General features: G+C 70.3%; 24 protein-coding genes and 2 pseudogenes. 11 read left to right on the forward strand and 15 right to left on the reverse strand.

The annotated features are described in order from the left end of the window. Positions 1-13 precede the first annotated feature (13 nt). The 6 genes from PH203_RS29455 to PH203_RS29480 all read right to left on the reverse strand — a co-directional run bounded on the left by PH203_RS29455 (position 14) and on the right by PH203_RS29480 (position 5,907). Positions 14-1,099 (reverse strand): hypothetical protein, encoded by a 1,086-nt coding sequence (locus PH203_RS29455; protein ID WP_289923690.1) that lies wholly within the window; start codon positions 1,097-1,099, stop codon positions 14-16. Positions 1,100-1,185: 86 nt separating this feature from the next. Next, complete coding sequence (locus PH203_RS29460; RefSeq protein WP_289923691.1) at positions 1,186-1,311, reverse strand: hypothetical protein; 126 nt, start codon at positions 1,309-1,311, stop codon at positions 1,186-1,188. A 138-nt stretch (positions 1,312-1,449) separates the two neighbouring features. Beyond that, entirely contained in the window at positions 1,450-1,662 is a 213-nt protein-coding gene (locus tag PH203_RS29465) for a hypothetical protein (RefSeq protein WP_289923693.1), read from the reverse strand. After that, a complete protein-coding gene (locus PH203_RS29470) occupies positions 1,659-2,381 on the reverse strand; it encodes a hypothetical protein (RefSeq protein WP_289923695.1) in 723 nt (240 codons plus the stop codon). Before PH203_RS29470 ends, PH203_RS29465 begins: the two co-directional genes overlap by 4 nt. Beyond that, entirely contained in the window at positions 2,378-4,042 is a 1,665-nt protein-coding gene (locus PH203_RS29475; protein WP_289923696.1) for an amino acid adenylation domain-containing protein, read from the reverse strand. The genes PH203_RS29470 and PH203_RS29475 overlap by 4 nt, the downstream gene beginning before the upstream one ends. Further along, positions 4,039-5,907 carry a cobalamin-dependent protein gene (locus PH203_RS29480; RefSeq protein WP_289923697.1) on the reverse strand — a complete coding sequence of 623 codons (1,869 nt, stop codon included), beginning with the start codon at positions 5,905-5,907 and terminating at the stop codon, positions 4,039-4,041. The genes PH203_RS29475 and PH203_RS29480 overlap by 4 nt, the downstream gene beginning before the upstream one ends. 473 nt (positions 5,908-6,380) lie before the next feature. Here PH203_RS29480 and gntD point away from each other — a divergent pair, with 473 nt between their 5' ends. From gntD to PH203_RS29495, 3 genes are all read left to right on the forward strand, one after another. Continuing rightward, positions 6,381-7,403 carry a guanitoxin biosynthesis L-enduracididine beta-hydroxylase GntD gene (gntD, locus tag PH203_RS29485; RefSeq protein ID WP_289923698.1) on the forward strand — a complete coding sequence of 341 codons (1,023 nt, stop codon included), beginning with the start codon at positions 6,381-6,383 and terminating at the stop codon, positions 7,401-7,403. A 95-nt stretch (positions 7,404-7,498) separates the two neighbouring features. Continuing rightward, positions 7,499-8,863: an MFS transporter gene (locus tag PH203_RS29490; RefSeq protein WP_289923699.1), complete on the forward strand. Its 1,365-nt coding sequence runs from the start codon at positions 7,499-7,501 to the stop codon at positions 8,861-8,863. Then, entirely contained in the window at positions 8,860-10,473 is a 1,614-nt protein-coding gene (locus PH203_RS29495) for an MBL fold metallo-hydrolase (RefSeq protein WP_289923700.1), read from the forward strand. Before PH203_RS29490 ends, PH203_RS29495 begins: the two co-directional genes overlap by 4 nt. A 55-nt stretch (positions 10,474-10,528) precedes the next feature. Here the strand turns inward: PH203_RS29495 and PH203_RS29500 are convergent. From PH203_RS29500 to PH203_RS29530, 7 genes and pseudogenes are all read right to left on the reverse strand, one after another. Beyond that, positions 10,529-10,644 (reverse strand): annotated as a pseudogene (locus PH203_RS29500) (oxidoreductase); the annotation flags it as partial. Positions 10,645-11,334: 690 nt separating this feature from the next. Then, entirely contained in the window at positions 11,335-11,808 is a 474-nt protein-coding gene (locus tag PH203_RS29505; protein WP_289923701.1) for a hypothetical protein, read from the reverse strand. 107 nt (positions 11,809-11,915) lie between these two features. Further along, positions 11,916-12,335: a lasso peptide biosynthesis B2 protein gene (locus PH203_RS29510; protein WP_289923703.1), complete on the reverse strand. Its 420-nt coding sequence runs from the start codon at positions 12,333-12,335 to the stop codon at positions 11,916-11,918. Further along, entirely contained in the window at positions 12,332-12,589 is a 258-nt protein-coding gene (locus PH203_RS29515; RefSeq protein ID WP_289923704.1) for a lasso peptide biosynthesis PqqD family chaperone, read from the reverse strand. The genes PH203_RS29510 and PH203_RS29515 overlap by 4 nt, the downstream gene beginning before the upstream one ends. Next, a complete protein-coding gene (locus PH203_RS29520; RefSeq protein ID WP_289923705.1) occupies positions 12,570-14,426 on the reverse strand; it encodes an asparagine synthase-related protein in 1,857 nt (618 codons plus the stop codon). The genes PH203_RS29515 and PH203_RS29520 overlap by 20 nt, the downstream gene beginning before the upstream one ends. Before the next feature lie 81 nt (positions 14,427-14,507). Continuing rightward, on the reverse strand, positions 14,508-14,648 hold the full coding sequence (locus PH203_RS29525) for a lasso RiPP family leader peptide-containing protein (protein WP_289923706.1): 141 nt from the start codon (positions 14,646-14,648) through the stop codon (positions 14,508-14,510). 24 nt (positions 14,649-14,672) lie between these two features. After that, positions 14,673-14,819, reverse strand: coding sequence for a hypothetical protein (locus PH203_RS29530; protein WP_289923707.1), 147 nt, complete (start codon positions 14,817-14,819; stop codon positions 14,673-14,675). 393 nt (positions 14,820-15,212) lie between these two features. Between PH203_RS29530 and PH203_RS29535 the strand changes: the two genes are divergently transcribed. From PH203_RS29535 to PH203_RS29565, 7 genes and pseudogenes are all read left to right on the forward strand, one after another. Continuing rightward, complete coding sequence (locus PH203_RS29535) at positions 15,213-16,436, forward strand: ParA family protein (RefSeq protein WP_289923993.1); 1,224 nt, start codon at positions 15,213-15,215, stop codon at positions 16,434-16,436. Beyond that, on the forward strand, positions 16,433-17,497 hold the full coding sequence (locus tag PH203_RS29540; RefSeq protein WP_289923708.1) for a ParB/RepB/Spo0J family partition protein: 1,065 nt from the start codon (positions 16,433-16,435) through the stop codon (positions 17,495-17,497). Before PH203_RS29535 ends, PH203_RS29540 begins: the two co-directional genes overlap by 4 nt. Positions 17,498-18,093: 596 nt before the next feature. After that, positions 18,094-19,128, forward strand: a complete 1,035-nt coding sequence (locus PH203_RS29545; protein WP_289923710.1) for a bifunctional DNA primase/polymerase — start codon at positions 18,094-18,096, stop codon at positions 19,126-19,128. Positions 19,129-19,332: 204 nt separating this feature from the next. Further along, a pseudogene (locus PH203_RS29550) lies at positions 19,333-19,419 on the forward strand (enoyl-CoA hydratase/isomerase family protein); the annotation flags it as partial. A 225-nt stretch (positions 19,420-19,644) separates the two neighbouring features. Next, positions 19,645-19,941, forward strand: coding sequence for a chaplin family protein (locus tag PH203_RS29555; protein WP_289923994.1), 297 nt, complete (start codon positions 19,645-19,647; stop codon positions 19,939-19,941). 1,304 nt (positions 19,942-21,245) lie between these two features. Then, positions 21,246-21,440, forward strand: a complete 195-nt coding sequence (locus PH203_RS29560; protein WP_289923711.1) for a hypothetical protein — start codon at positions 21,246-21,248, stop codon at positions 21,438-21,440. A gap of 167 nt (positions 21,441-21,607) precedes the next feature. Then, positions 21,608-23,089 (forward strand): LCP family protein, encoded by a 1,482-nt coding sequence (locus PH203_RS29565; protein WP_289923712.1) that lies wholly within the window; start codon positions 21,608-21,610, stop codon positions 23,087-23,089. 4 nt (positions 23,090-23,093) lie between these two features. On the opposite strand, the gene PH203_RS29570 is transcribed toward PH203_RS29565, so the two are convergent. Further along, the gene (locus PH203_RS29570) at positions 23,094-24,197 is read right to left on the reverse strand and encodes a Dyp-type peroxidase (protein WP_289923713.1); all 1,104 of its coding nucleotides are present in this window, start codon (positions 24,195-24,197) and stop codon (positions 23,094-23,096) included. Between the two features lie 124 nt (positions 24,198-24,321). Between PH203_RS29570 and PH203_RS29575 the strand changes: the two genes are divergently transcribed. After that, positions 24,322-25,644 (forward strand): right-handed parallel beta-helix repeat-containing protein, encoded by a 1,323-nt coding sequence (locus tag PH203_RS29575; RefSeq protein ID WP_289923714.1) that lies wholly within the window; start codon positions 24,322-24,324, stop codon positions 25,642-25,644. A 9-nt stretch (positions 25,645-25,653) separates the two neighbouring features. Here PH203_RS29575 and PH203_RS29580 read toward each other — a convergent pair whose 3' ends face one another. Further along, a complete protein-coding gene (locus PH203_RS29580) occupies positions 25,654-26,403 on the reverse strand; it encodes a hypothetical protein (RefSeq protein ID WP_289923715.1) in 750 nt (249 codons plus the stop codon). Positions 26,404-26,456 lie beyond the last annotated feature (53 nt).

Below are 26,456 nucleotides of genomic sequence, written 5' to 3' on the forward strand. Positions count from 1 at the left end.
CGGGTGGTGTGGGTCAGGCGACGGTCGACAGGGCCCGGCCCGCCGTGAGCCCGAGGGCGGGGAACAGCTCGACGTCGCGGCCCTCGACACCGCGCATGGTGACGTCGATGGCGGTGGTCATCAGGTCGATGTGGAACTGGGTGAAGGTGCCGAGCCCCAGGCCGAGGTGGACGCCGGGGTGACGCTCGTTGGGGAAGAAGTTGTCGGACACCAGCGGGGAGCAGTGCGGGTTGGTGCCGAAGCCGATCTCGTGGATCTTGCCGTAGCGCGGATCGTGGGCGAGCAGCTTCTCCAGCGCCGTGGCGAACCGGGTCCGGCCGGCGACGGCCGGGCGGATCGCGGTGATGCGGCCGTCGGCGACGGTGATGACGGCGGGTTCGTCGGCCATCGTGGCCAGGTCGTGGTAGGTGCCCATGGTCTCGGCGAGGCTCGACCCGTGGTCGCCGCGGTGGATGATCGGGGCGCCGTGGAGCGTGACGTCGCCGTTCAGCGCGAAGTGGGTGTGCTCCTCGAACTCGCCGGAGGCGTTGACCAGACAGCTGAGCTCGCCGGTGGGCAGAACGGCCTGCTGGCCCGGCTGGAGGGGACCGTGCAGGGAGAACCAGTGCTCGGCGTACTGGTGCTGCAGGACGGCCTCGGTGCCGAACTCGTGGCCGCGGAAGAGCATGTCGTCGGCCTGGTCGAGGAGGGTGAGGAAGGTCTCCTCCAGCTCGACCTCACGCTCGTAGTCGCCGTCGGCGACGATACGGAGGCTGTTGGCGAGGGACTCCGTGGTGAAGGGCGTGGAGAAGCTGGAGATGGCACCCAGCGCCACGCCTTGCAGGTCCTCGTCCTCGAAGTGGACGAACTCGTCGTCGGCGATCCACAGGGCGGAGACCCGCTTGCCGGATGCGCGCAGGGCGGCCATCTCGGCGATGAGGAGCGGACGGGACTCGGGCCCGGTCCAGGTGAACTCCTGTACGGGCACGGCGGTTTGCGTGGCGAGGGTCAGAGTGGCGCGGATACCGGGTGAGGTGACGAGGAGGAAGACGTCGCCGAGGCCACCGCCGAACAGCTTGCTGAACTGCCCGGGTTCGATGCTGACAGCGGATGCGGACATGTGTGGGGCCCTTTCTTCGGCGGCGTGGTGAAGCCCTGGGGTGCGGGCGGTCGTGACCGCCCGCACCCCAGCGGCGTTCGGCTCGACTACTGGAGTCGGTCGTACTTGCCGTACTTGTTGATGCGCGAGCTGATGGACTTGCGCTCGGTCGGCTCGGACTTGGCGGCGGCGGGCTGCGGGGTGTTCTGCACGTCAATGTTCTTCTGGGTCATCTCGACTCCTGGTCGCATCGGGGTTGAGTACCGGCTCCCACCTGGGGCGGAGGCCGGGGTGGTGCGGCACCGGAACCACTGGCGGTGGCACCGGAGTCGTGCACCGGCATCGCGCGGACGCGCTGCCGGGGTCTGAGGTCACGTCCGCGGCGTGGGCGTGGGCGCGGACGTGAGGCCGTCGAGGAAGGCGAGGAAGGCCGGGTCGGCGCCGAGGGCGCGCAGCTTCGCCGGGTCGGGTCCGGAGGCGAACCGGGTGGCGGACGCGCGGGCGATCTCCACGGCGGTCTCCACGAGGTGGCCGCCGAGGCTGACCGGGTAGAGGGTCGTGCCCAGCGTCTGACTGGTGATCATGCGTTGTCTCCCTCGGGGCCGGTGAGGTCCTCCGCCGCGGCGCGGGCGACGGCCAGGACGGCTTCTGCGGCGGAGCGGGTCTGCGGCTTCTCGCCGAGCTGTTCGGCGAGCGCGGCCAGGGCGAGAACGGCACCGCGACGCCGATCGGCGGGCAGCAACTCCAGTTCGCCGCGCAGCCACTGCGCGTGCGGCGCGGTCAGCACCAGCCCGTCCCCGTCCTCGGTGAGCTGGAGCGCGGCCCGGCCGACCAGCGGTGGGGCGCCGCCGTTGACGGCCTCCAGTACCGGAGAGAGCTGCGCCGCCGTCTGCATCAGCTGGGCGGACGCCTCGGCGCCACCGGCGATCTGCTGCAGGCGCACACTGACGTTGAGCAGCAGGACGACGGCGGCCCGCAGTCGCCCGGGGTCCGGGATCCGGCACAGCTCCTCGTAGAGCGGCAGCAGACCGTCGGGGTCGAGCGCCACCACGACGTCGTCGCTCTCGTCGGGGTCGGCGCCCTCCTCGCCGTCCTCGTCGTGCTCGACGACGATCCAGCCGGGGACGGCGACGGGGCGCAGCGGGTCGGCCGCGGCGAGGGCGAGGGCGGCGGCGAAGCCGTCGAGTGCCCGGGCGGCGGCGTCGTACCCGTCGCCGGCCAGGGCCTGCGCCAACTCCCGTACGGCGTCCGGCTGTTGCGGCGGTGCGCCGTGGACGCTGTTCGCTGTGGTCGTCGTGGTCACGCCTGACTCCTCACCGTCGGTGCGCTGCCCGTGCGAGAGGTGCCGGCCAGGGCGGGCAGATCGATCTTGTCGTTGGTGGTACGGGGCAGCCGTTCGTGGAAGTGGATGCGCGTGGGCACCAGCGGTGCCGGCAGCCGGGTCAGCAGTTCGGCGCGCAGCGCGGCGGCACCGGCGGCCGGGTCCGCGGGCGGGGTGCGCAGGACCACATGGGCGATGAGCCTGGCGCGGTTGCCGTCGCCGTCCACGGTGACCGCGGCGGAGGTCACCGGCGCGCAGCGGACGAGGGCGGCTTCCACCTCACCGGGTTCGACCCGGATCCCGGAGATCTTCACCTGCCGGTCGCGGCGGCCGTGATAGACGAGCCGGCCGTCCGCGCCTTCGGTGGCGAGGTCCCCGGTGCGGAACACCCGTGTCCCGTCGGGCAGTTGGGTGAACGCCCGGGCGCTGGTGTCTGCCTCGCCGAGATAACCGTCCGCCAGACACGGTCCCGTGACCACGAGTTCCCCGGTCTGCCCCGGCGGGAGCGGGCGCAGCCTGTCGTCGACCGGGAACGCGCGCCGCCCGCCGATGGCACGGCCGATCGGCAGCGCCGCGGTGTCGGGCAGGGCGGTGCCGTCGCACGGCACCTCGTAGAGGGTGGAGGTGACGATGCCCTCGGTCGGCCCGTAGGCATTGAGCAGCCGTACGGCGCCGAGCGGGGAGGACAGCCAGCGGCGGGCGGCGGCCGGTGTGGCGGCCTCGCCGCCGGTGAGCACACACGCCAGCGAGGGCGGCGGCACGAGACCGGGCTGGGCCTGCGCCTCGGCGGCGAGCAGCGTCCACACGGCCGTGGGCAGCTGCCACATGGTGATGCCGTGCCGGCGGGTGACGTCCAGCAGATCGGACAGCGACCACAGCTGATCGCCGCGCAGCACGACCCGGCCACCGGTGAGCAGCGTCGGCCAGATCTCCTCCAGCGCGACGTCGAACCCGGGCGAGGCGAACTGCAGCACCACGGAGGACTCGTCGAGCCGGTACTCCTCCCGGGCCACGTCGCAGTGGCGCGTGAACGGACCGTGCGCGATCTGCACACCCTTGGGCGTACCGGTGGAGCCGGAGGTGAACAGCACGTACGCGGGCTCGTCCGCACCGGCCGGGTAGGGCAGAGCGACGGAGGACTCCGCCGCACCGGCAGCGTGCGGGAGACCGGCTGAGGGCCCTTGCGCACGGATCCCGTCGGGGATTGCCGTGCCCGGCTGGACCGGTCCCTCCTCGCCGGTGCTCGCACTCGCGACGGTGTCGGTGACGACGGCTGCCGGTCCGAGCTCGGCCGCCCAGTGCGCGGCACGCCCCGGCGAGGTCACCACGGCGAGGCGGGCACCGGCGGTGTCCATGGCGCGGTGCACCCGCTCGGCGGGCTGGGTGTCGTCGAGGGGGCAGCAGACGAGCCCGGCGGCACCGAGGGCGAGCAGCGCGGTGACGAACTCGGGGGTACCGGCGGCGATGAGGGCGACCGGGTCCCCGGGCCGGGCGCCGCGCCGGACGATCCGCGCGGCCAGCGCGAGGGCGTCCTCGGCGAGGGCGCCGTAGGACAGGCCGCGGCCCGGCTCACCGGCCACCTCCACCGCGATGCGCTCCGGATGACGGGCGGCCCGCTCCAGCAGCCGCCGTGCCGCGTTCACCGCAGCCTCGCCGCGGGGGCCTCGAAGCGGGCGATGTGCACACCCGGCTTCAGCCCGGCCGACGGGTCACGGAAGTACGCCGTCCAGTCGTGGTTGAACAGTTCCACGCGGGTGTCGGTGTCGGCGACGGTGAACACCCGGGCCTGCTGGTAGCGCAGCAGCTCCTCCAGGCGTTCGTCGCACTTGACTCCCACGGACTCCAGATGGGCGCGCAACTCCCGGTAGAACCGGTCGAGTTCGTTCTGCACATACGCCCAGCACCATTCGTAGATCAGCCAGGAGTCCTTGCCCGGGACCCACGCGGCCAGGCGCTCCATCATGTCCGGCTGGGAGGCGACCTTGCCCTCGTTGGGGATGTCCGGGGAGTTGAGGTAGTCCCACAGCAGCGTGCGGGCGCGGTCGATGGCCTCACCGAGCACCGCGGTGGGGTCGCCGATGACCGCGTCCGCCAGCGAGCGGTAGAAGTCCTCGTAGCCCATCAGCTCTTCGGTGTGCAGATAGACCGCGAGCTGCCGGGTCAGACCGCGGTTGTGCATCGACTGCAGCACCGCCCCGAACAGATACATGTTCACCCAGTCCTGCCGGCTCATCGTGCTGTGCTCGACGAGGACCTCGACCTGCTCGATGTCGTCGGGCAGATAGGTGCGGGTGATGGTCTTCAGGCTGTACTTCTCCCGGTGCGCGGCGCTGCCCATCTCGGAGTTGGGCAGCAGACAGCACTCGTAGATCATGATGTCGTCCTGGACGCCCATCTCCAGGATCCGGCACAGCCCGCGAGCGAAGGTCTCCGGCGTCTCGTGCGGCAGCCCGAGGATGACCTCGGTGTACGCCTCGACGCCCTCCTCCTTGAAGCGGGCCGCGAGCTTCTCGTAGTTCTTCGCGGGCATGTTGGAGCGCCGGATCTGCTCCAGTACGTCGGCGGTACCGGTCTGCATGGCCAGGATCGCGCCGTTGGACATGCCGGCCTTGACGAACTTGGAGCTGATCTGCACGATCCGGTCGCTGGCGTTCTTGGCGTAGCTGGTGACGAACTTGCCCGGGAAGCCGCTCTGCTGATGGTTGGCGACGAGGTGGTCGGCGAGGGCCACGTCCCGCGGCAGGATGCCGAAGTTGGCGTCGCAGCACAGGATCGCGGCGACCTCCTGCCGGCTGAAGTGGTCGATCTCGGCGTGCAGCCGCTCCTCGTCGAACTTGCGGATCTTGGAGAGGGTGTTGGATCCCCAGTCGCAGAACGTGCAGCTGTAGGGGCAGCCGCGGTTGGTCTCCCACAGCACGGTGGGCAGATAGCCGGCGGCCCGGGCGGCGTCGAAGGAGGGGTCCATCAGCCCGCTGAGCCACGGGCTGGGCACGTCGATGTCCCGGGGCAGCTGACCGCCCAGCGGATTGCGCCGCACGGTGCCGTCGCTGTCGCGCCAGCTCAGTGAGGGCACGGCGGCGAAGTCCGGGGCGTCGGTGAGCAGGGCCCGCAGGAGTTCGGCGAAGGGGACCTCACCCTCCTTGTGGATGGCGAAGTCGACGTAGGGGTGTGCGGCGAGGAACTCGGTGGCGTCGTCGGGAACGTGCGGGCCGCCGACGACGGTGACGGCGTCGGGGAAGCGCTCCTTGACCTGGCGGCAGGCGGCCATGTTCTTGTTGAAGTTCCACAGGTAGCACGACATGGCGAAGACGGCGGGGTCCTCCATGCGGGCGGCCGGGTCGGCGGCCTGCTCGGGCAGGAAGAAGGGCTCCTCGAACCGGTAGGCGTCGGCGATGTCCGGCTGCGTCTCGGCGTAGGCCCGCAACGCGCCCCAGACCACGGGGAGATACGCGGAGCGGCTGAAGACCGACATGTAGATGCGGCGCTTCAGCAGGGTCGTCGCCGTCATGCGTCACCACCGTGATTCGAGCTCCCGGGAGTTGCGGGAGCGATGCCGATCGGATGGGTCCATGTCAGCGGGCCGCGGCTCAGTCCTGCTGGAGTCGTCCTTGAGCGGATGCAAAGGCCCTGTACAGAGGGGTTCGAGTGAACCTCGGTGTGAGGGGGCGATGGGCTCTTGAGTGGTCCTTGAGTACGCGCGTGTCAGGGTGAAGGCCAGGCGTGCCCCCTTTGGACGCACGGGCGCACTGGCCGCCTCCCCCTATCCGGACCCCTGCCGGAGGAGCCCTGATGCACACGTTGGCACCACCCGCACCCACCCCGCCCCCTGCCGGAGCCCCTGTCGGCGCGCCGCCCCGAGCGTCCGCCGCGACCGCAGTCCCGGCATCCGCCCGAGCCCTCACCCGAGGACCTGGCGAAACCCGTGCCGAGGGGCCCGCCGACGCGTCCGCCGAGCGGCCCGTCGGTGGTGCCGGCGCGGCGGTGCCCCGCATCGAGCTGCTGCCCCAGGACGGCCATGCGGTGGCGGCACTGGCCGCTGAGTATGTGCGGGCCTCCGGTTCACTCAGCGCCGAACGGGCGTTGCGGCTGGCCGCGTTGATGGCCCAGGAACTGCCCCGGCCACTGCGGCGCGCGCTGCTCGATTTCCGGCTCACCGGACGGCCCGGCGCGGGTTTCGTGATCGCGGGACTGCCGGTCGACGAGCGTGCACTCGGACCCACCCCCACCGCCTACACCCAGCGCCCCGACGGCCCCGAGGTGCGCTGCGCGCAGGGCATGCTGGAACTGCTGGGCTCACTGCTGGGGGAGCCGTTCTCGTTCAACAGCCAGCAGGGCGGACGGCTGGTGCTGGACCTGTTCCCGGTGGCGGGCCACGAGGACCAGCAGCTCGGTTCGGGTTCGCGCACCGCGCTGGACTGGCACAGCGAGGACGCCTTCCATCCGCTGCGGGCGGACTGGATGATGCTGCTGGGCCTGCGCAACCACGACCGCGTGGCGACCACCTTCGCCGCGGTGGACGACCTGCACCTGAGCCCTGCGGTGCGGCAGGTGCTGTTCGAGAAGCGATTCCACATCCTGCCCGACGAATCGCACACCCAGGACTTCAACCGGGCCACCGGGGCCGAGGGAGCCGGCGACGCGGAGCGGTTCGCGCGGATCGGCACGATGGCGACCCGCCCGGAGGAGGTCGCGGTGCTCGAGGGCGATCCCGCCTCACCGTGGATGCGGGTCGACCCGCCCTTCATGCGGGCCCGGGACGGCGACGCCGAGGCCGAGGCCGCCCTGGAGGCGCTGCTGGCGACGGTGCAGGAGCGGCTCACGGACGTGGTGATCGCGCAGGGAGAGGTGCTCGTCCTGGACAACAAGCGCGCGGTGCACGGCCGCAGGCCCTTCGGCGCCCGTTACGACGGCACGGACCGCTGGCTCAAGAGGATCAACCTCACGGCCGATCTGCGGCGCAGCGCGGGCCGACGCGCCGGCGGCCACGGGCGCGCCGTGATCTGACCCGCCGTCCGGCAGCCCTGCCCGCCCTTCGACTTTCCGCCTTTCCGCCTCCTCTTTCCCTCTCCTCCCGGTTTTTCCCGAAAGGACCTGCGGTCTTGTCAACTGAACGCAATCTGATCCGGCGTCATGCGGCGTTCCGCCGGTTCTGGCTGGCCCGTGCCGTCTCCCTGGTGGGCGACGGCGCGGCGATGATCGCCCTGGTGCTGCTGGTCAGCCGGGGTGATCATGCCGGGACGGGGGTGTCACTGATCCTCCTCGCCGAGTCCGTGCCCCGGTTCTTCGGGCCGCTGGCGGGCGCTGTGGCGGACCGGGTGGGGGTGCGCCGGCTGCTGATCGTGGCCGAGCTGGTGCAGGCAGCGGTCTTCACGGTGATCATCACGGTGCAGCCGGGCCTGTGGGCACTGGTGGCGCTGGTGGTGGTCGCGGCCTCCGCGTCGACGGTGTTCTCCGCGGCCGGCCGCACAGTGGTGCCGCGGCTCGTCGACGAATCGGACCTGATGCCCGCCAACGCCTGGCTGGGTACCGCCTTCAACCTGCAGGCCGCGGTGGGACCGGTCCTCGGCGGCCTGCTGTGTGCCGCCACCTCCCCGCGCGGCGCGCTGCTGCTGAACGCACTGTCCTTCCTGGTCTCCGCCGCTCTCCTGACCCGCATTCCGGCCCTGCCGGGGCTGGCCACGGGCGGCCGCGGCGGCATGAAGGGCCTGTTCGCCGACACCGGCGAGGGACTGCGGCATGTGCGCGGCAACCGGGTGGCGCGGGCGATCGTCCTGCTGCTCCTGCTGGGTGTGTTCTTCGGCTCGCTGGACAACCTGGCGCTGGTCTTCCTTGCCGAACACGCCCTGGACACCGGCGAGTTCGGCTTCGGTGTGCTGTCCGCCTCGTTCGGGGTGGCGATGGTCGCCTCCTCGCTGTGGCTGGTGCGGGCGGCCGAACACCGTTCCCCGGTCTGGGTGTTCCTCTTCGGCTGGCTGTTCACCGGCCTCGGGCTGCTGCTGACGGCGGCCGCGCCCGTACTGTTCGCGGCGATCGCGATGCAGGCGATCGCGGGTCTGGGCAACGGCGTCGCCAACGTCGGCGAGGAGACCCTGCTGCAGAAGGCCGTGCCGGTGGAGGTCCTCGGCCGGGTCGGCGGCACCCTGTCCTCGGCCGCGTTCCTGGGCAGCACACTGGGCTATCTGGGCGGCGGCTTCCTGAGCCCCGACACCCACCCGCGGCTGGCCTTCATCGTCGCCGGCACCGGCATCATCGTGACCCTGCTGGTGTGCGCACCGGGCGTGCTGGCCGCCCGCACGACACTGTCCGCACCGCCGGCCGCCGAACCGGCCATCGACACGGAGCCCGCCGCCGAGGCCGATGCCGGGGCCGGGGCTGATTCCTCCACGCCCGCCGCCACGACCGCGTCCACCGCCACGTCCGTGCCCGCGTCCGCGGCCGAGAAGGAGCTGGGAGCAACGTCATGAGCAGCACGGTGAAGCAGTACCTGAGCCCCTCGGCGGTACCGCAGCCACTGCTGCACCGCTGGTACGCCTGGTGCCACCTCGTACCGCCGCAGACCGCGGCCCTGAACCTGCACCAGCGCAACCTCCCGGCCATGCGCAGCTACCTGCGCGCCCCGCACGTGCACGCCTCCGCGCTGGCCAATCCGGCCCGCTACGGCGGCCCGTTCCTGTCCCCCTACGGCGGCAGCACCGAGGACATCGAGGCGTTGCTGGCCGAGACGGAGCGCAAGGGCGCCGGACTGCTGCGGCTGGCCGAGGACGTGCGGGCCGCCCAACTGCTGCTCACCGAGCAGGCGGACGGCCGGCCCATGGAGGCGCTGTACGGGCAGGTGCCCGAGGGCCTGCGCGGACTGGTGGAGCTGGTGTACGACACCGCCGACCGGCCGCGACTGCGGTTCTTCGAGGCGCTGGCCTACCGCGCACAGGCGGCCTGGCGGGCGGGGCAGTCGGTGTGCCTGCTGCCCAGGCCCGACCTGGAGCAGCCATTCACGTTCAACAGCCCGGTCCTGGCCTCCCCGGGGCGCGTGGACCTGCCCGTGCCGTTCGACGACCCGCGGCTGGACGAGCTCTACGCCGCCACGCACACCCCCGCCGACCCCGTCGAACTCGCCGAACGCCTGCTCGGACCGGACCCGGCGGACGGCGCGGCGACCGCGTTCGCGGCGCTGTTCACCGACCGGGCACCCGCCCCGCACACGCCGGTCGCCGAGAACACCGTACGCATGCGCTACTTCGGACATGCCACGGTGCTGCTGGAATCGGAAACGGCGTCCGTGCTGCTGGATCCGCTGCCGCACTACGCGGACGACGGCCACGACCACTTCACCTTCGCCGATCTGCCCGAGCGCATCGACGCGGTGGTGCTCAGCCACCTGCACCCCGATCACGTCTCGGTGGAGGCGCTGCTGCAACTGCGGCACCGGGTGGACACGGTCGTGGTGCCCCGCGCCGGGGGCGGCTCACTGGAGGACCCGAGCCCGAAGCTGCTGCTCCAGGCGCTCGGTTTCCGCACCGTGGTGGAGCTGGGCGAGCTGGAGTCCGCCGCCGTCGGCGAGGGCGCCACAGTCACCCTGCTGCCGTTCCTCGGCGAGCACGGCGATCTGGACATCAGGGCGAAGGCGGTGCCACTGGTCGAGGTCGGCGGGCGTCGCGTCCTGTTCGCCACGGACGCCGTCGACACCGAGCCCGAGATCTACCGACGGGTGCGGGAGACCACCGGGCCGGTCGACACCGTGTTCATCGGCCTGGAGTGCGTGGGCGCGCCCACGTCCTGGCTGTACGGGCCGCTGCTGGAACGTCCCACCGAGCGGGCCCACGACAAGGCGCGCCGTCTCAAGGGCAGCGACGCGGAGATGGCGGAGCGGCTGGTACGCCGGTTCGGCGCGACGGAGGTCTTCATGTACGCGCTCGGCCTGGAGCCCTGGGTACGCCATCTCACGGGCTCCTCCTACGACCCCGACTCCGAGCAGATCCGCCAGACCAGGCTCCTGGAGGAGCGCTGCCACGCCACCGGCATCGCGGCCGAACTGCTCTACGTGAAGGCGGAACGCACCTGGCCCACCCGCACCTGAGCCGCCCGGGCCGGGCCCGGCCACGTAGCCCCCCGGCCCTGTGGCAGCCCCCTGAAGCCGCCCGCTCCGGCAGCCCGACGAGCCCGCCCAGGGACGAGCAGTTGACGATGGCGCCGCTGCCTGCTCCCGCATCTGCCGCAGCTCGCGCTCCATCGCCGCCCAGACGCCGCGCTGTTCTTCGGGTCGCCGTGCAGCATGATCTGCACATAGGTGAACTGCCGCTGGGCGTCGACGATCGAGGCCTCAGCTGCCGGTCCGGCATCCAGGAGACGTCTTCAGGCGTCGAGCCGCGCACGGACTGGGCGGTCGCTGAATCCCACGGCACGTGCCGCCGCAGCCCATCGACGACACCAACGACGAGGCACGCCGCAGAATCGGCCAGTGACCAGCGGCGAGAAACATCGACTCCCCGTTCTCAGAGGCACGCGGCTCGGCATGACGGGCGCACCGGCCCCCGCACGGGCCAGAGGCCCGGATACAGCTGAGCGCCAAGGCGGGCAGGCCGTGAGGGCGGCGTAGGCCGGTGATTCCCCGCCCACCGTCGGCGACCCGCTGAGGCAGCACGAACGTCTGGCGGCGCGGTGTGCGTGCCGGTGCGCGCCGTCGGGCTGTACCGGGTTGCGGGGGCGGTGAGGCGGTGCCGGAGGTGGTCGTCAGGCCGCGATGGCGACGGGCGCGGCAGTGCTGCGCTGCCGTATGTGCCGCGGTGTGGTGCGGTTGTGCCGGGTGGCGAACCGGAAAGCACCTGAAACGGCCGCCACTCGAGCCGCGACCTCAGTGGCCGCCCAGGGCCCCGCGGGAGCACAGCCCAGAAGCCCCATGACAGCGTCACGAAACACAAGCCGAACCCAAGCCGACGCTTCACCGCTCACCGGCGGAGGCCTGCCGGGCCAGGAACTCCTCGAACGCGGCCCTCTGCTTCGGATCCATGAATCCCTGGCGGACAGTACGGGCTTGCTCCTGGAGCCAGTGCGCCTCGGCGGGGTCCAGGAGCTCGGCGACCACCACACCTCCGCGAGCAACCGCCGTACGTCCTCCCACGCGACGACGGAAAAGTGCGAACGCGCCGAATTCCGCCGGGTGGGCCAGTTCCGGTTCCCCGGCCGCATCCCGCTTCTCTTCCCCGGTGTCACTGGCCGGGTAAGCGGCGGGCGCCCAGTGCTCCCAGAGCGCCAGCGTGGCCGCGGGCACCAGCACCGAGCGCACCGCCTCCTCACGCCCCTCCCACACGAACGTGACCGCGACGGGCTCGCCGACCGCCTCGGCCAGTCCGAGCACCCGCTCCACCTCACCGTCGTCCGGGTACTCCACCACTGCCTCGACCTGAATCCCCATGGCGCCCGAGGCTACCGGCCGCCGCCGACACGCTCCCGAGCCCCCTGGCCGGCAGTCGGCACGAGTGCCGTCCACGATCACGCCACAGTCCCCCCGCGACGCCAGGATCAGCTGTGCGTCTGCCCCGGTATCTGGATCATCACCCGGTAGCCGGCGGTGTCGTCCGGTTCGCCCACCGGCCTTCCCTCGGCCTCCACCCAGGCGTGCGCCCCGAACGGCGCGACACGTACCCCGCTGCACCAGGTCGGCCATTGGCCCCGAAGGCGGCACAACACGGCGGTGGCCAGCGACCGTTGGAGGCAGTAGTGGCCCGCGCACAGGGTGCTGACGGCCGTCACCTCCTGCCGCGCCCGCAGGGCCTGTTCGTAGCGAGCGGGCCGGGCCCCTCGCCGTACCAGGCCCAGCACGGCACGGATCCGGCGCGGCGGCAGCTTGGCGAGCAGCCGGCCGACGACGACCGCGGTGCGGGCGGCGAGCCGGGAGCCGAGCGCCGGCCGGACACCACTGGTGTCCAGAATCTGGCTCACGATTCGGACACCAGCCTTTCCCGGACGAGGTGCGAGACCAGAGCCGTCACGTCGGCGGCCACCCGTTCCCGGGTCACCGGGCGGGTGGCCGCCAGTCGTTCGACGATCTGCGCAGGAGTGGCGCCGTCCAGCAGCGACCGGACGACGAGGGCGCCGGTGCCGTTCAACTGCCAGTAGCGCCCCACGCGTTCATCGAGCAGGACCATGCCGTCGTCCACAGCGCAAGCGCTGACATCAGCGCGCAGTCGGTGCATCGTTCAGCTCCCTCGAACGGTTCAGGGTCGTGTCGTGTTCCACGTCGCGCAGCCATGCCTCCGCGGCCAACGTGGCCTCCAGTTCACTCACGCCGCCGGAGAGCAGTGCGGGTGAGAGCAGCGCCCGGCGCAGCTTCGCCTCGTCGGCCACGCCCGCCGCCACGAGCCGGGAGTCCTCGGCCCAGGCGGCGAGGGTGCGTCGCTGTCGGCGCAGGCCCTCCTGCCATTCCGGCATGCAGTGGTCCTTGGTCGTCCGGCGCACCACGGGCCCGGGCACCAGCCCGTCCATGGCGGCGGCCAACAGCGGCTTGTACGACCAGGGGCTCGCGGCCTCGTGGGGACGGGCGGCGAGCGCCGCCTCGACCACGGCGTCGTCACAGAACGGTGTGTGCAGCGGCAGTCCCGCCAGCGCCGCGTCGTGGCTGAAGTGCGCGTCGCCCAGGCCCGCCTGTTGCACGGCAGCGATCCAGGCGTGCCTACTGCGTTCGTGATGCAGCGGTACGGCGTCCCGGGCCGCCGTACGCAACTGCTCCTGGCACGACTCCACGGCCTGCTCGCTCGCCCAGAACGGAAGTTGCGGGCGCACCCCCCAGCCGAAGTCCATCAGCGGAGCGGGTACGCGCAGCAGCCCCGCGGCACGGGCAAGCCAGGAGGCGTACGAGCGGCGGTCGAGCAACGCCTTCGCGGCCGCTCCGAGTGGCTGGCGGGAGCGCGCACAGAGCCCGGCCGCATGCCGCACACCGGCGACGGGGGAGCTGCGCAGGAGCCCGTGCACATAGGCTGCGGGCGGCTGGACGACATGGTCCCCACCGTGCCCCGACAGTCGCAGCCGCGTTCCGCGCGCACCCATCTCCTCAGCCAACTGCTGCTGAATCAGCCGGTCGCGCTTCACCGGCGACGGCCCGTCGCCCGGGTCCGTACGCTCGTCGAGCCCGGCGAAGCAGGCCGGCAGATCTCCGGCCGGGAACACCAGATGCTCGACGAGGGGGAGTCGTCGAGCGGCCAGGGCGGCGTAGGCGTGGTCCTCGTTGGTGGGCGCGCTCCAGTGCAGAGTCATGGTGACCAGCCGGGCGCCCGCCTCGGCCGCCAGGAAACACAGCGAGGTGGAGTCCATGCCCCCCGACAGATCCGCGGCCACCACATCCCCCGGCCGCACGCGCAGTGCGACCGCCCGCCGCAGCGCTTCCCGCAGTCCGGCCGCCGCCTCCCGCAACGGCAGCTCGGCCGCGGGCGCCTGCCACCAGCGCAGGACGCGCGCAACGCCGCCCGGCTTCAACTCCACAGCCTCCGCGGGCGGTACGGCACCCACTCCGCACCACGACGCACTGTCGGCGAGCGGATGCGGGACGGTGACGCCCGCGAGCCGCAGGGCCAGTTGCGCGGTGTCCACCCCGGCGCCGGTCAGCCGGGCCAGGACATGGGCCTGATCGGCGCACACGGTGACGCCGTCGACCTCGGTCCGGTACACCCGCCGCTTGCCCGAGAGGCTTCCACGGACATAGGAGCTGCCCGCCACGGACGCCAGCACGTGGAACGAGCCGTAGGCGCCCGACAGGGCCGCTGCGATGTCGGCCGTCGCGCGAATGGTCATGGCACGCAAGGAGAGTTGGGCGGCGTCCAGCGAACAGACCCCGGCCACGGCCAGCCGTACCTCACCCGCAGCGCACACGGTCATCTCGTCGTCGGACCAGCGGCCGACCAGCCACGGTCGGCCCGAGGCGTGCGAGACGACCCGGGACGGGTCGGGACCGGCCAGATTCCGCACCCGGCCCAGGAATCCCGGGGACAGATCCTGATCGGGAAGGACAACGAACCAGGGGGCCTGCATGACGCCCATCAGCCTCTCCAAACAGCGTGGGTGATGGTCAGATGCGGGCCCCCGACCGGACCGGTCGGGGGCCCGCACTCGGCAGGCGGCTCAGAAGGGCCACCAGTTGAACGAGACCTCGGGAAACCTGCCGATGCTGCCCTGGGTCGCCTCGGCGTACTCGCCCGCTTCGGCGAGCAGCGGCGGCTCGTAGACGTCCTCGATCTCGATGTCCTCAAGCGTGACGTTCATGGTGATCACTCTCCCAACGTCGCATCACTGTCTCCGCCCAGCATGGGCACCCTCGCTGGGAGACCACTCGAGTTGGTCTCGCGCCCCTTCACCGCCCCAGCCCTTGTAGACGTACGGCGCCCACTCGCCGTCCTGGTCGATGCCGTCGGGGTCGAGCAGCGCGTAGGACATGTCGCAGCCCGTCTCCGGCCGGAGGTCCTTCGCCGCATCGCGGCCGGCGGGACGCCTTCCTGGCGCGGGTGGTGGACCGGATTCTCTTCGTGCGGCCGAGTCACGTCGTACGGCTCCCGGAACCAGTCGATGTCCGCGGTGCCGCCGAGCTGACAGACCTCGGCCATCTGGTTCACGTGCCGCCCGTCGCCCACGGCCAGGAACTCGCGGTACGAGGGCGACAGTCGCCACGCCATCTCGGTTTCTCACCCCAGTCATTACGGCGTAATGGCCGACGGCGATCTGAGCTGAAGTCGATACTTTATATCCTTAAAACCGCCTTTTCTGCGCTAAATTGATCTAGATAATGCTTCGCTCACTCTTCTGATCATGTATGTCAGTAAAGTGACGCTCATGACATTTCCAGCTTCCCCTGGCGGCCGCGAGAAGATCGTTTCCAAACTGCCGGGATGGCTCCAGCAGGACCTCAAGACCAGAGCTGCCCAGAATGGCGTGGAGATCCAGGCCGCCGTCGAGCAGGGCATCCAGGACTGGTGCAACCTTGCGTCAGCGACGGCCAATGTCGACACCTCCGGTGCTGACTCCTTTTCCACCTCTCTGCCGGACGGTCGGTGGGACGAGTTCAAACGGGTCGCCGGTGACCGGCAGGTGTCTCTCATTCAGGGCCTTGCCCAATCGATGCAGTTATGGCTGGACACCCATCCCGCTCCCGGCGTGGAACGACCCGCCGTCACTCGTCGCATCGTGGTGTGCAACCAGAAGGGTGGCGTCGGCAAGACGGCAATCACCGCGGGCACCGGTGAGGCGCTTGCCGAGGACTCCGGGCGGCTCTACCCCGTCCGGATCGCCAGACAACTCGCCGCCGTCAACGACGTACTGGAGACAGAGGATCTGCCCGGGCTCGGGCTTCGGGTGCTGCTCGTGGACTTCGATCCGCAGTGCCACCTGACCAGCCAGCTGGGCCGCTCTCCCCTGCTGATGAACGGTGACAGCCTCACGAACCACATGGCGGGCGATCCCAAGGGCGACTTGCTCGATCTCATCGTCTCCGTCGACGACGAACACTTCGGGGGACGGCTGCATTTACTGCCCGCGTGCAACGATGCGTTCCTGCTCGATGTACGGCTGTCCGCCGTACGAGCCCGGGAGGCCGCACTGGAGCGGGCGCTCGCTCCGCTCGAGAGCTATTACGACGTAATTCTCGTCGACTGCCCTCCGAGTCTCGGGCTCAGCATGGACGCCGCGGTCTACTACGGGCGAAGGCGTGAGGGGGAGAAGCCCGGCCAGTCCGGGGCGCTGATCGTGGTCCAGGCTGAGGACAGTTCCGCCGATGCGTACGAACTGTTGACGACACAGATCGACGATCTGCAGGGCGACCTGCAGATCGACATCGACTACCTCGGGATCGTGGTGAACCTCTATGACTCCCGCCGTGGCTACATCGCCACCTCCTCATTGCAGGGGTGGGTCGACATAAAGGATCCGAAGGTCGTCGGGCTCATCGGGGATCTCAAGGAACAGAAGGAAGCCGTGCGCGTGAGGCAGCCGCTGCTGTCCTACGCGCCCAAGTCACAGCAGGCGATCGGCATGCGTGCCCTCGCCAGGGAGATCTCATGAGCAAGGCCGACCGGCTGGGGACCGGCCGCTTCACCGAAGCCACCCGGACCGTCAGTGCCCGGCGCCAGGCGGTGGCCGCCGCGACGGGGGTGCCGACCGAAGGGGTCGCTCCGCCCGCCGAGCTGCCCTCCGGAAGGGTGAGTCTCAATCCCGACAACCCGCGCTCCAGCCTTGGAGATCTCACCGATCTGGCAGGCAGCCTCAAGACGCACGGGCAGAAGCAGGCGATCACGGTCATGAACCGCGATGCCTACGTCAAGGCCAATCCCGCATATGAGGCCCATCTCGAACCGGACACCACGCACGTCGTCATCGACGGCAGCAGTCGTCTCGCGGCCGCCCGCGAGGCGGGGCTCGCCAGCGTCAAGGTGATGGTCAGCGATGAGCAGGGGGCCACGTCCGAGGAACTCCTCGAATCCGCTCTGGTTGCCAACATCCATCGGCAGGATCTCGAGGAGCTGGACGAGGCTCGGGCGCTTCAGCGGCTGATGGCCATTCATGGCAGCCAAACGGCTCTGGCCAAGCGGCTCCACCGGTCTCAGGGATGGGTGTCGCAGCGGCTCGCCCTGCTCAATCTGACTCCGGAGCTTCAGGCCCGGATCGGACAGGAGCCCATCGATCTGTTGCGGGCGGTGGGCAACAAGTCGGCCGAGCAGCAGCAGCAGGTTCTGGAAGAGCTGAAGGCGGAACGGGCCCGGAAGGAAATGCACAAGCGGGAGCGCCGGCCCCAGGAACAGCAGGGGACCGCGCCCGAGGAGCGGGACTCAGCGGCTGAGGCTCCGGTGGGGGAGGCCGCCCCGGTCAAGCGGACGGAGAGCGTGCCGGAGCCTCGCAGTGACGGGCAGGCGAGTCGCTCGGCCGCCCGTGGAGCCGAGACGCGGACGCCTCCGAAGCTCCCGTATGACGACGGGGCCTTCTTGGCGATGCATCTCATCAGGAAGATGAGCGACGCCGAGTTCGAGAAGATGCTGCGGATCCTCAACAAGCACCAGCGGCAGCGGGCCGGGATCGAGACACCAGGGACCACAGCACCTGATGGTGCGTCGGTCGCTACATCGTAATAGGCCCGAGGGCGGACTGACTGGGCAGTCGGCTGAGGGCCGGGTGAGCCGCTTGAGTCGCTCTCAGTCGCTGGTCCGGGGCGGCCGACTTCCCCGGTCGCTGTGCCCAGCGAGGTCCAGAGAGAGGCAGTGACCGAACAAACAGCGACTGAAGAGCCTCGAGTAGCTTTCAAGCGCTGTTGAAAACCCCAGGTCAGAAGCCCCTTGCCGGCAAACAGCGACTCAAGCGACTCAAGGCCCGGGTATATGAAGACATCGACGTGTATGCGTGTGCGCGTGTGTGCGTCATATACATAGAGACCTTCAGTCGCTTTAGTCACTGTTTCCTCCTCCGTAGATGCCTTGACCTGCGATTCTGTGCAGCTGCCGACAATGCTGCTCAACAAGCCCCAGTCGCTGGGCCGTTGCGCCCTCAGCCGCTGGGACCGTGGAGCTCGAATATCTGTTCTCCACGGGAGTGCTCGCGGATCTCACCCGCTTCGCTACGCTGTGTCGGTTGCTTCGTCGCTTCAGTCGCTGTGGGGGTGCGCGTGGCCTCTGAGGTGCGGGACTCGCACAGCTACTCAGCAGCGGGACCGGGTCCCGTTCCCCGTTCCTTGGCGACCGCCCGGTGGTGCGCCAGCCTGGGCTGGCCCGTCCACCCACTCGCGCCGGGACGCAAGACGCCCGCGGGGAACTGCGAGGCTTGTCGAGCCCCGGGACACACACATCGCGGCTGTGGTTGTCCGACCGCCGGTCGTTGGTGTCACGGGTTCCACGCTGCCACTCTGGACTTCGCCCGGATCGAGCACTGGTGGGGCCGGACTCCCGGCCTGGGCGTGGGGGTCGCCTGCGGGCCTGCGGGGCTGGTGGTCGTGGACATCGACGCGCACGAACGGGAACTGCCCGGGAGGGACCGGCTGTTGCCCGGGATCGGCATCTCCGACGGCATTGACCTGACCGGGCTGGCCAACGGATTCCACACCATCGGCGTCCTGGCCGCCTTGAGCGGCTTCGCCAGCCCGGCCGACGACGAGTCGACCCTGCGCGTGCGCACCCCCTCCGGAGGGCTGCACGTCTGGTACCGGGCCCACAGCGAACACCGCTGGCAGTGCTCCACCGGGTCCGGCGGCCGCGCCCTGGCATGGCAGGTCGACGTACGGGCGCACGGCGGGTACATCGTCGCCCCCGGCACCGTGACCGAGGCCGGCGTGTACGAGCCCGTGGGCGCCGTACGAGAGCCCGCACCGCTCCCCGGCTGGCTCGCCCGCGAACTGGCCCGGACCGGGCATCTGCCGCCCGCTCACCCCCCTGCGCCCCGGCCGGTACCGCCACGCGCCCGGCAGGCCGTCAGCGCCGCCGGAGGCGGGTACGGCTCCGCGAGCCGGATGCTGGCCGCGCTACTCACCGAAGTGATCGGCTGTGCCGCCCTGACCGAAGGAGCGGCCTTCTCGGAAAAGCTGAACCGTGCCGCCTATACCGCCGGGGGACTGGTGGCTGCCGGACATCTGGCGGCGGACGAGGCCGAGCGGCTCCTCAGGGAGGCCGCCGAGCATGCGAGACCGGGCCAGGAGCGGCGGTACGAGGCCATCATCCGCAGCGGTCTGAGCGCAGGCCGGGCGCGTCCGTTGTCCCCGGGGGGCCGCGTATGACGTCCTGTCAGGACGAGACCCTCTTCGACGCCGAGCTCTTCGTCAGGTTCTGTCCAGCGACTACCGGTATGCGCCAAGGCTCGGCCGGCTCTGCTGGGACAGTATGGGCAGGTCGACGAGGACGACACCGTGATGTGGGCAGCCGGGGATATGGCGGAGTCCCTGGCGTGCAGCGATCCGCGCGGAGTGTTCGGCACCGATGTCGGCATCCACGCCTCGGGCGTCAAGGCCCGCAGAGTCTGCGAGACCCTGACCGGCAACCCGGCGGTCACCATCGCCCGCATCCAAGGAGCACAAGCATGCGCCAACTCGGGTTGGTCTGATCACTTGAGAGCCGGCGTCAGCATGCGTTGACGCCCCGCGTCATGATGCGTTTTCTCCGGACTCTTTCATCTCGGGCTGCCGAGATCCTGGCCGTGCCACGGACCCGGCGTGCTCCGCGTGGCTTCTTGAGCGAGCGCTGACACACAGCCTGCCAGGAAGCGTCCAACCAGATCTGGAGAGAACGTGCGCAAGATGACGAAGGCGGCTGTCCTCGGGGCAGCCTCCGCCTCGCTGATCCTGTCCGGTGCGATGGGGGCTGCCGCCGCTCCCGCCGAGGACCCGGCCCCCGGGACGTCGGCTCTGTCCGACAACCTGCTCGAACTGCCGGTGACCATCCCGATCACGGTATGCGGGAACGCCATCAGCATTCTCGGACCGGCGCCGATGGTCACGCTGTCCGGCGGCGAGTGCCCGTCCACGCTTCCGCAGCAGGAGGAGGAGTTCCCCATCGACCCTGCCGACTTCGAGCTCGCTGAGCTCATGGGCTAGCACAGCTGCACCGCACGTGCCGAAGGTCCGGGGAGCTTCCTCCCCGGGCCTTCGGCTGTCCGGTTCCAGGGCTCAGTCGGCGGTGGGCTGTCGGATGGTGGCGGTCATGGCCGCGCGGACTGTCTCCATACAGGAAAGGCAGTAACGGTCGGAGGCGTACGGATCGTCCGAGCGGGCGGGTAACGCGTTCGGGCGTGGCTCGAGAAGCAGACCGCACAGTGACAAGCGCGTGCTGCCGGGGCGCAGGGCATGCCAGATGAGAGTGCCCGGCGCTGACGTGTCGTCCTGTGCGTGAAGTTGGTGCATGGACCCTCCTGTGACGGGCCTGCCGGCCGGACGGCCCGACAGGCGGCGGATCCCCGAGGTCTCGTGTCGCGAGACGTGAAGTAATTATCACTTTTTGGACGGAAACGGGCATGGGTGCGGACAGTGCGGCGTCCGCGACGCGGGTGGGGGTCGCTTGGAGCTGCGGCGGCTGGTCGCGGTCGGGTCCGTTTGCCTCTTGCGCCTTTGCAACTGACGTAAATGTCATGGCAGTTGGCCGTTCTTGGTGTGCGCGTGTCCGCATCGGAGGCGTCTGCCGCTGAAGGCGGTGGAATGTCGCCGGAATTGGTTGCGAATTGAAGGGGTATGCGGGACCGTGGTGCAGGTGTTACCGAAGGTGTCCAAGCGTCTACGTTATGTGACTACCCTGTGTTGCCCCTGAGGGGAAAGCTTCGTATGTCCGAAAGGCCTCCGTGCGGGGAAAGACGAGGCCCCTCACCACCCGAGTACGGCACGGGTGCGTCGCCTGCAAGGGGACAGGGGCCGGACGAAAGGAACCGGTGGCCGGATCCGAACCGCCATCACGCCGACCTGGAACTCAGGCGGTTGCGCACAGCCCCCATACGGGCCGCCCCTCGACAAGCCGGGCCACCCGCGCGCGCCGAAGGCCATCTCCTACAACTCGGCGCGCATCGGCGACGGCCCCGGCACGGACCACGACCGGCTGCACGCCTTCGCCAAAGGCGCGTGGGACGTACGGTACGAGATCCACGACGCGGCCGGTCCGCGCGAGGAGCTCTCGCCCTCGCGACACGACGGATGGCTGCTGGTGCGTGGCCTGCTGCGAGCAGGATTCGCCGACGGAGCCATCGCCGTCTCCCGCGATGCCATCCGCTCCGACGGAGTCCTGCACGAGCGCGAAGTCCGCTGGATCGGCGTTTGCTTCCCCTTCCTCGACCTCATCAACCCAGAGGCCAGAGGCCTGACCCACGGGACTCCTGGCCCTTCCCGTCCAACGCGTACGAAAGCAGGCGACTGCCGTGACTCTCGAACTCGCCCCACCCCACACGCCGAAGGCTCGGCTGCCCCGCCGCGAGCCGCAAGCGGCCTGGACCGCGATCGTCTCCGCGTACCCGGCCGAACCCGGCACCGCCGACCTCCTGGCCGTGCCCGCCGGCCAAGTCGTCTACCGCCACGCCCGCTTCACCAGAGGAACGAGGGCGGCACCACGATGAGTGCGATAACGATGTCAGCGACGTCGGCGGTCCTCGGCGGGGATCCTGTCCGGTCAGACCCGTAGCACGCCTGCCGGACGCCGTGATCGCATCGTTACGCCTTCCGCCGTCATGGGACGGTGTCACCTCGCTCTCTCCGTATGAGTCGGACGGATGAGGGCGTAGGGATGACCACTGCGAGCGAGCAGGCCACAGCACCCGGCCGGGCGCAGAACCCGCGCAGACGCGGCCCCCTGCGGACCGCGCTGCTTGTCACGCTGGTCGTGACGGTGCTCGGCATGGCCGGTGTGGGCTGGATCTGTCTGAAGCTGAACAGCGCCATCGGCTCCTTCGGCGAGGAAGGACTGTCCAAGGCCCGTCCCGAAGCCGGTCCTTCGGAGGGAGAGAACGTCCTGGTCATCGGCTCGGACGCGCGCAACGACGGCAACAGCGCGCTGGGCGGTGGCAGCGACGACGACATCGGCCGCTCCGACACCGCGTTCCTGTTGCACATCTACGCGGACCGCAAACAGGCGGTGGTGGTGTCGATCCCGCGGGACACCCTGGTGACCGTTCCGCCGTGCAGACTGCCCGACGGCACATGGACGAAGTCCAGGACCGACGCCATGTTCAACTCGGCCTTCTCGGTGGGGCAGACGGAGGAGGGGAACCCGGCCTGCACGCAGAACACCGTTGAGGAGCTCACCGGTCTGCGCGTCGACCACACCATGGTCATCGATTTCAAGGGCTTCGCGGCCCTGACGGAGGTGGTCGGCGGCGTGGAGGTGTGCCTGCCCAAGGATGTTTATGAAAGAGACCTCGACCCCGACCGCACCACCCGGGGCGAACTCCTGCTCAAGAAGGGAGTGCAGACCGTATCCGGGCAGAAGGCGCTTACCTACGTCCGCATCCGGCACGGCATCGGCGACGGCTCCGACATGGGACGGATCAAGCGTCAGCAGGCCTTCGCCGCCGGCCTCGTCAAGAAGATCAAGCGCGAGGGGCTCACCCCTGCCAGACTGCTGCCGCTCGCCGACGCGGCGGCACGGTCGATGACCGTCGACCCCGGTCTGGGAACGGCGAAGAACTTGCTCTCCTTCACCATGTCGCTGAAGGGCATCGACCTGCGCGACACCAAGTTCGTGACGATGCCCTGGCGTTACGAGGGCGCCCGCGTCGCGGTCGTACAGCCGGACGCCGCCGAACTGTGGGCCGCGCTCAAGGCCGACCGCGCCCTCGACGGCAAGGAGACGACCACCACGATCGCGCCCGCCTCGCCGAGCGCCACCGAGAGCGTCGCCGGACACGGCATCGGTGTCGCCGTCTACAACGGCACCACCGTCTCCGGCCTGGCCTCGGCCGCCGCCACGACGCTCACGGAACACGGCTTCACCGTCACCGGCACCGCGAACGCCAGCAACCAGGATCACTCCACCACCGTGATCCAGTACGGGCTGGGCCTGGACGCCCAGGCGGCGGCAGTGGCCCGGCTCTTCCCCGACGCCCGGCTGCAACTCATCGGCGCGTCGGGCATCAACGTGATCCTGGGTCGGTCCTACGCCACCGCCGACGCCTCGGTCCCGCCTGTCCCGACCGCTGTGCCCACGTCGGTGACCGACAACGTCCGCTCCGCGGACGACGATCCGTGCTCCGACCTGTCGTACGGCTGAGCCGCTATCGGCCGGGCAGCAGTCCCCCGCCGGTGGCGGGCACCACATAGCCCACGGCGGAAGCCCGGTGCTCGACGAAGTGGTTCATCGCGTCCGAGTGGTCGAGACGCTCCTGAGCGCGGGCGAAGAGCGCGGGGTCACGCATGTAGGCGAGGAAGAGCAGGCCGCGGTCGTCGGATCCGTTGTCGTACGAATAGCCGCGGCGCAGCATGCGGGCACCGCCGTCGAGCCGGGAGTGGGCCAGACGCACGTGCGCGTCGGCGGGGATGACGTAGCGGCCCTGGGCGGTCTTGGCGTAGAGGTTCGCCGGATCGTGCTCGTGATCGCCCCCGAGCGGCGCTCCGGTGGTGCGCTGGCGTCCGACGACGGCTTCCTGACGGCCGTGGGAGAGCGCGGTGAACGTGGGGACGTCCATATGGATGCGCCGGTAGACCAGGTACGTGCTGCCGTCCGGATTCCAGACCCAGCGTTCGGCCTCGGCCGTGGTCGGGTTCTCCGTACCGTCCTTGAACCCGAAGAGGTTGCGAGGGGTCTCCCCAGGCGGGTGCGCGGGCAGGAACCCGCGCTCGCGCCAGCGCGGCAGCAGTGTCCCGGCGGACGACGCGGTGAGCCGACGGGAGAGCTCGGTCAGAGCCTCCGGATCGTCCCCGCACAATTGCACCAGGATGTCTCCGCCGCCGCGGTGCGGATCGAGCCGGTCACGGGAGAAGGCCGGGATGTCCCGCAGCCTGGCGGGAGCCGTGAGGCCGAGTTTGCGGTAGAGGGCCGGGCCCAGGGCGATGGTGCGGGTGGCGGCTTCGGGGACCCGGAGTGCCGACCAGTGCTCGAGGATTCCGCCTACGGCGGTGGCGGCGGAGCCACCGTGGTGCGGTGCCAGATCGTAGGCGGCGATGGTGGCGTGCAGGGGCTGGGGGCCGCTGATGCCCCCCTGCCGGGACAGCGCCCTGCGCGAATCGGTTCGTTTCCTGGCGGCGTTGTCCTCGGTGGGTCTCGAACCCTGCTGCCGTGTCTCCTCCGCGCAGCCGGCGGTGAGCAGTGCGAGCGCCGCGGTGGCGGTCAACAAGGAGCGGCGGGTCGGCGGAGGACTGTCGGAGGGCGTGCTGATCACCGGCGCTCCAGGGTTCGTCACACGAGGAGGACAAGGCGCAGACAGCGCTGCCTCGCGGGGCACATGAGGGCAGGGGGAGGCGATGGTGAGCCGCTGCGGCGTGCCTGACGCTACACCTTGCCCCATGCGATTCTTCGTTTCGAAACGCCGCGTGGCTCTGTCCCTCGGCCTGCTGATCGCCGTGCCGGGCCTGGGGGCATGCGGTCCGACGGGGGCGGACGACCGGCCGTCGAGCAGTGACCGGCCCGCGGTCTTACGGGTCCCCGGCCAGTTCAAGTCCATCCAGAAGGCAGTGGATTCCGCCCGATCGGGCGACATGGTGTTGGTCTCTCCGGGTGTCTACCGGGAGAGCGTCACCATCCGCTCGCCCCGGATCGTGCTGAGGGGAACCGAGCGCTCAACTGTCGTGGTGGACGGCGAGTTCAAGCGAACCAACGGGATCACCGTCACCGGAGCGGCGTCCGTCGTCGAGAACCTGACCGTACGCAACAACCTCGCCAACGGGCTGCTGTTCACGGGCGTCACCGACGAGACACTCCAAGGCGCCGGGGCCGGTGGCGGCATGGAGTACGACCCCCTGGACACCGCCAAGTTCCCGGCCCTGCGCGGCTTTCGCGCCTCCTACGTGACGGCGTACAACAACGCGCTCTACGGCATCTACGCCTTCGACGCCCGTGACGGAGTGATCGAGCATTCCTACGGTTCCGGCCAGTCGGACTCGGGCATCTACGTCGGCCAGTGCAAGCCCTGCAACACGGTCGTGCGGAACAACCTGACCGAACACAACGCGGTCGGCATCGAGGTCACGAACGCGTCGGAAGACCTGTACTTCCTCGGCAACACCATCCGCCGCAACCGGGTGGGCATGACGGTGCTGTCCAACAATCTGGAAGCACTGGGCCCCCAGCACGACGCCGTGTTCGCCGGCAACACGATCAGCGACAACAACGACGACCGCAGCCCCGAGCAGGCCGAAGGCGGCTTCGGTATCGGCATCGGCATCAGCGGGGGCACGCACAACCGCTTCGAACGCAACCGGCTGGAGGGCAATCGCGCGGGCGCCTTCGTCCTGCGGGACGAGCAGGGCTACCCGGTTCTCGGCAACCGGATCGAGGACAACGCCGTGGACGAAGGCCAGTTGGGCCTCGCCGTGCTGGCGGCCCGCACCGGAGGAAACTGCTACACCGACAACGGTCGCGCTCCCACCAGCCCCGACCCGCTGCCCCGCGCCCTGACGTCCTGCTCGGCACGGGACACCGCTTTGGCAACTCCCGGCAGTGCGCGGCCACTCGACAGGATTCCGCCCGGCACGTCCTTCCGCGAGGTCGCGCCGCCACCGGCCCAGCCCGGTATGCGCGACGCGGTCCACGCCCCCGTCCGTCCGGCGCTGCACCTGCCGGGCGCGGTCGACCCGGCGTCGTACGTCCTGCCGAAGCCGCGCGACTGACCGCCGGCGTCACCTGCCGCGAGGGGCCGATTCTCCCCAGGGCTCCTTCGGCACCTTCACCCGGGTCTCGTGCCCGGTGAAGTCCACCGTGACGGGCCGCTCGGTGCCCCCGCTCCTGATCTCCAGGCGGCCCAGTTCCCCTTGCCCGTCGACCCAGTACGTCAGGGGGGAGGTCCCGGTGGGCCGTGGCTGCGGTGAGGCCGTCTTCCCGGCCTCACCGCCGACCTGCGGCTTCGGCCGCGGTCCCGAGATGCGTGTGTACGACGTCCCGCGCAGCGTGCTCTCTCCCAGCCGCAGTGGCCCGGACTGGGCCAGCAGCTGGGCGTTGTCCGGCCGGTCCGCTCCCAGCGCCATCATCACGCGCAACGCGGTGTCGAGGGGATAGCCGGCGTAGGCACGTGGCGACCAGCGTGCGTCCGGAACCTCGGCGGTGGCCCTGACGATCTTCGCCACTCCTGACGAGGGCGACGTTCCCTTCGCGCCCGTGGCCACGGCCAGACCACTCAAGTCCCAGGCGATCAGCCCCTTTTGCTGCCCCGGCCCCGCCTTTCCGGCGGCGTACGATCCCACGGCACGGTGTGTGCGGTAGTCGACCAGGCCGCGCACCACATAGGAGTCCGTGCCGTTGTCGATGGTCAGGGTCACTCTGTGCGGACCGCCTTCATAGACGTTGAACCGCATCATGGCCAGCCGCTCGGCCTCGGACTGGGTGACCGGTCGCGGCCCCTCACCACCCGCGCCGGAATTGGCCAGGGCCACGGCGCCACAGGTCAGTCCAATGGCCAGCGCCAGAACCCTAGTACGGCGTGACA

The organism is Streptomyces sp. S.PB5 (genome assembly GCF_030403745.1).
Lineage (GTDB): Bacteria > Actinomycetota > Actinomycetes > Streptomycetales > Streptomycetaceae > Streptomyces.

Bases quoted from the DNA above. Each gene is read 5' to 3' on its own strand.
- PH203_RS29455 (WP_289923690.1), bottom strand. From the start codon at position 1,099: ATGTCCGCATCCGCTGTCAGCATCGAACCCGGGCAGTTCAGCAAGCTG.
- PH203_RS29460 (WP_289923691.1), bottom strand. From the start codon at position 1,311: ATGACCCAGAAGAACATTGACGTGCAGAACACCCCGCAGCCCGCCGCC.
- PH203_RS29465 (WP_289923693.1), bottom strand. From the start codon at position 1,662: ATGATCACCAGTCAGACGCTGGGCACGACCCTCTACCCGGTCAGCCTC.
- PH203_RS29480 (WP_289923697.1), bottom strand. From the start codon at position 5,907: ATGACGGCGACGACCCTGCTGAAGCGCCGCATCTACATGTCGGTCTTC.
- PH203_RS29495 (WP_289923700.1), top strand. From the start codon at position 8,860: ATGAGCAGCACGGTGAAGCAGTACCTGAGCCCCTCGGCGGTACCGCAG.
- PH203_RS29505 (WP_289923701.1), bottom strand. From the start codon at position 11,808: ATGGGGATTCAGGTCGAGGCAGTGGTGGAGTACCCGGACGACGGTGAG.
- PH203_RS29515 (WP_289923704.1), bottom strand. From the start codon at position 12,589: ATGCACCGACTGCGCGCTGATGTCAGCGCTTGCGCTGTGGACGACGGC.
- PH203_RS29520 (WP_289923705.1), bottom strand. From the start codon at position 14,426: ATGGGCGTCATGCAGGCCCCCTGGTTCGTTGTCCTTCCCGATCAGGAT.
- PH203_RS29525 (WP_289923706.1), bottom strand. From the start codon at position 14,648: ATGAACGTCACGCTTGAGGACATCGAGATCGAGGACGTCTACGAGCCG.
- PH203_RS29530 (WP_289923707.1), bottom strand. From the start codon at position 14,819: ATGTCCTACGCGCTGCTCGACCCCGACGGCATCGACCAGGACGGCGAG.
- PH203_RS29535 (WP_289923993.1), top strand. From the start codon at position 15,213: ATGACATTTCCAGCTTCCCCTGGCGGCCGCGAGAAGATCGTTTCCAAA.
- PH203_RS29540 (WP_289923708.1), top strand. From the start codon at position 16,433: ATGAGCAAGGCCGACCGGCTGGGGACCGGCCGCTTCACCGAAGCCACC.
- PH203_RS29555 (WP_289923994.1), top strand. From the start codon at position 19,645: ATGACGAAGGCGGCTGTCCTCGGGGCAGCCTCCGCCTCGCTGATCCTG.
- PH203_RS29565 (WP_289923712.1), top strand. From the start codon at position 21,608: ATGACCACTGCGAGCGAGCAGGCCACAGCACCCGGCCGGGCGCAGAAC.
- PH203_RS29575 (WP_289923714.1), top strand. From the start codon at position 24,322: ATGCGATTCTTCGTTTCGAAACGCCGCGTGGCTCTGTCCCTCGGCCTG.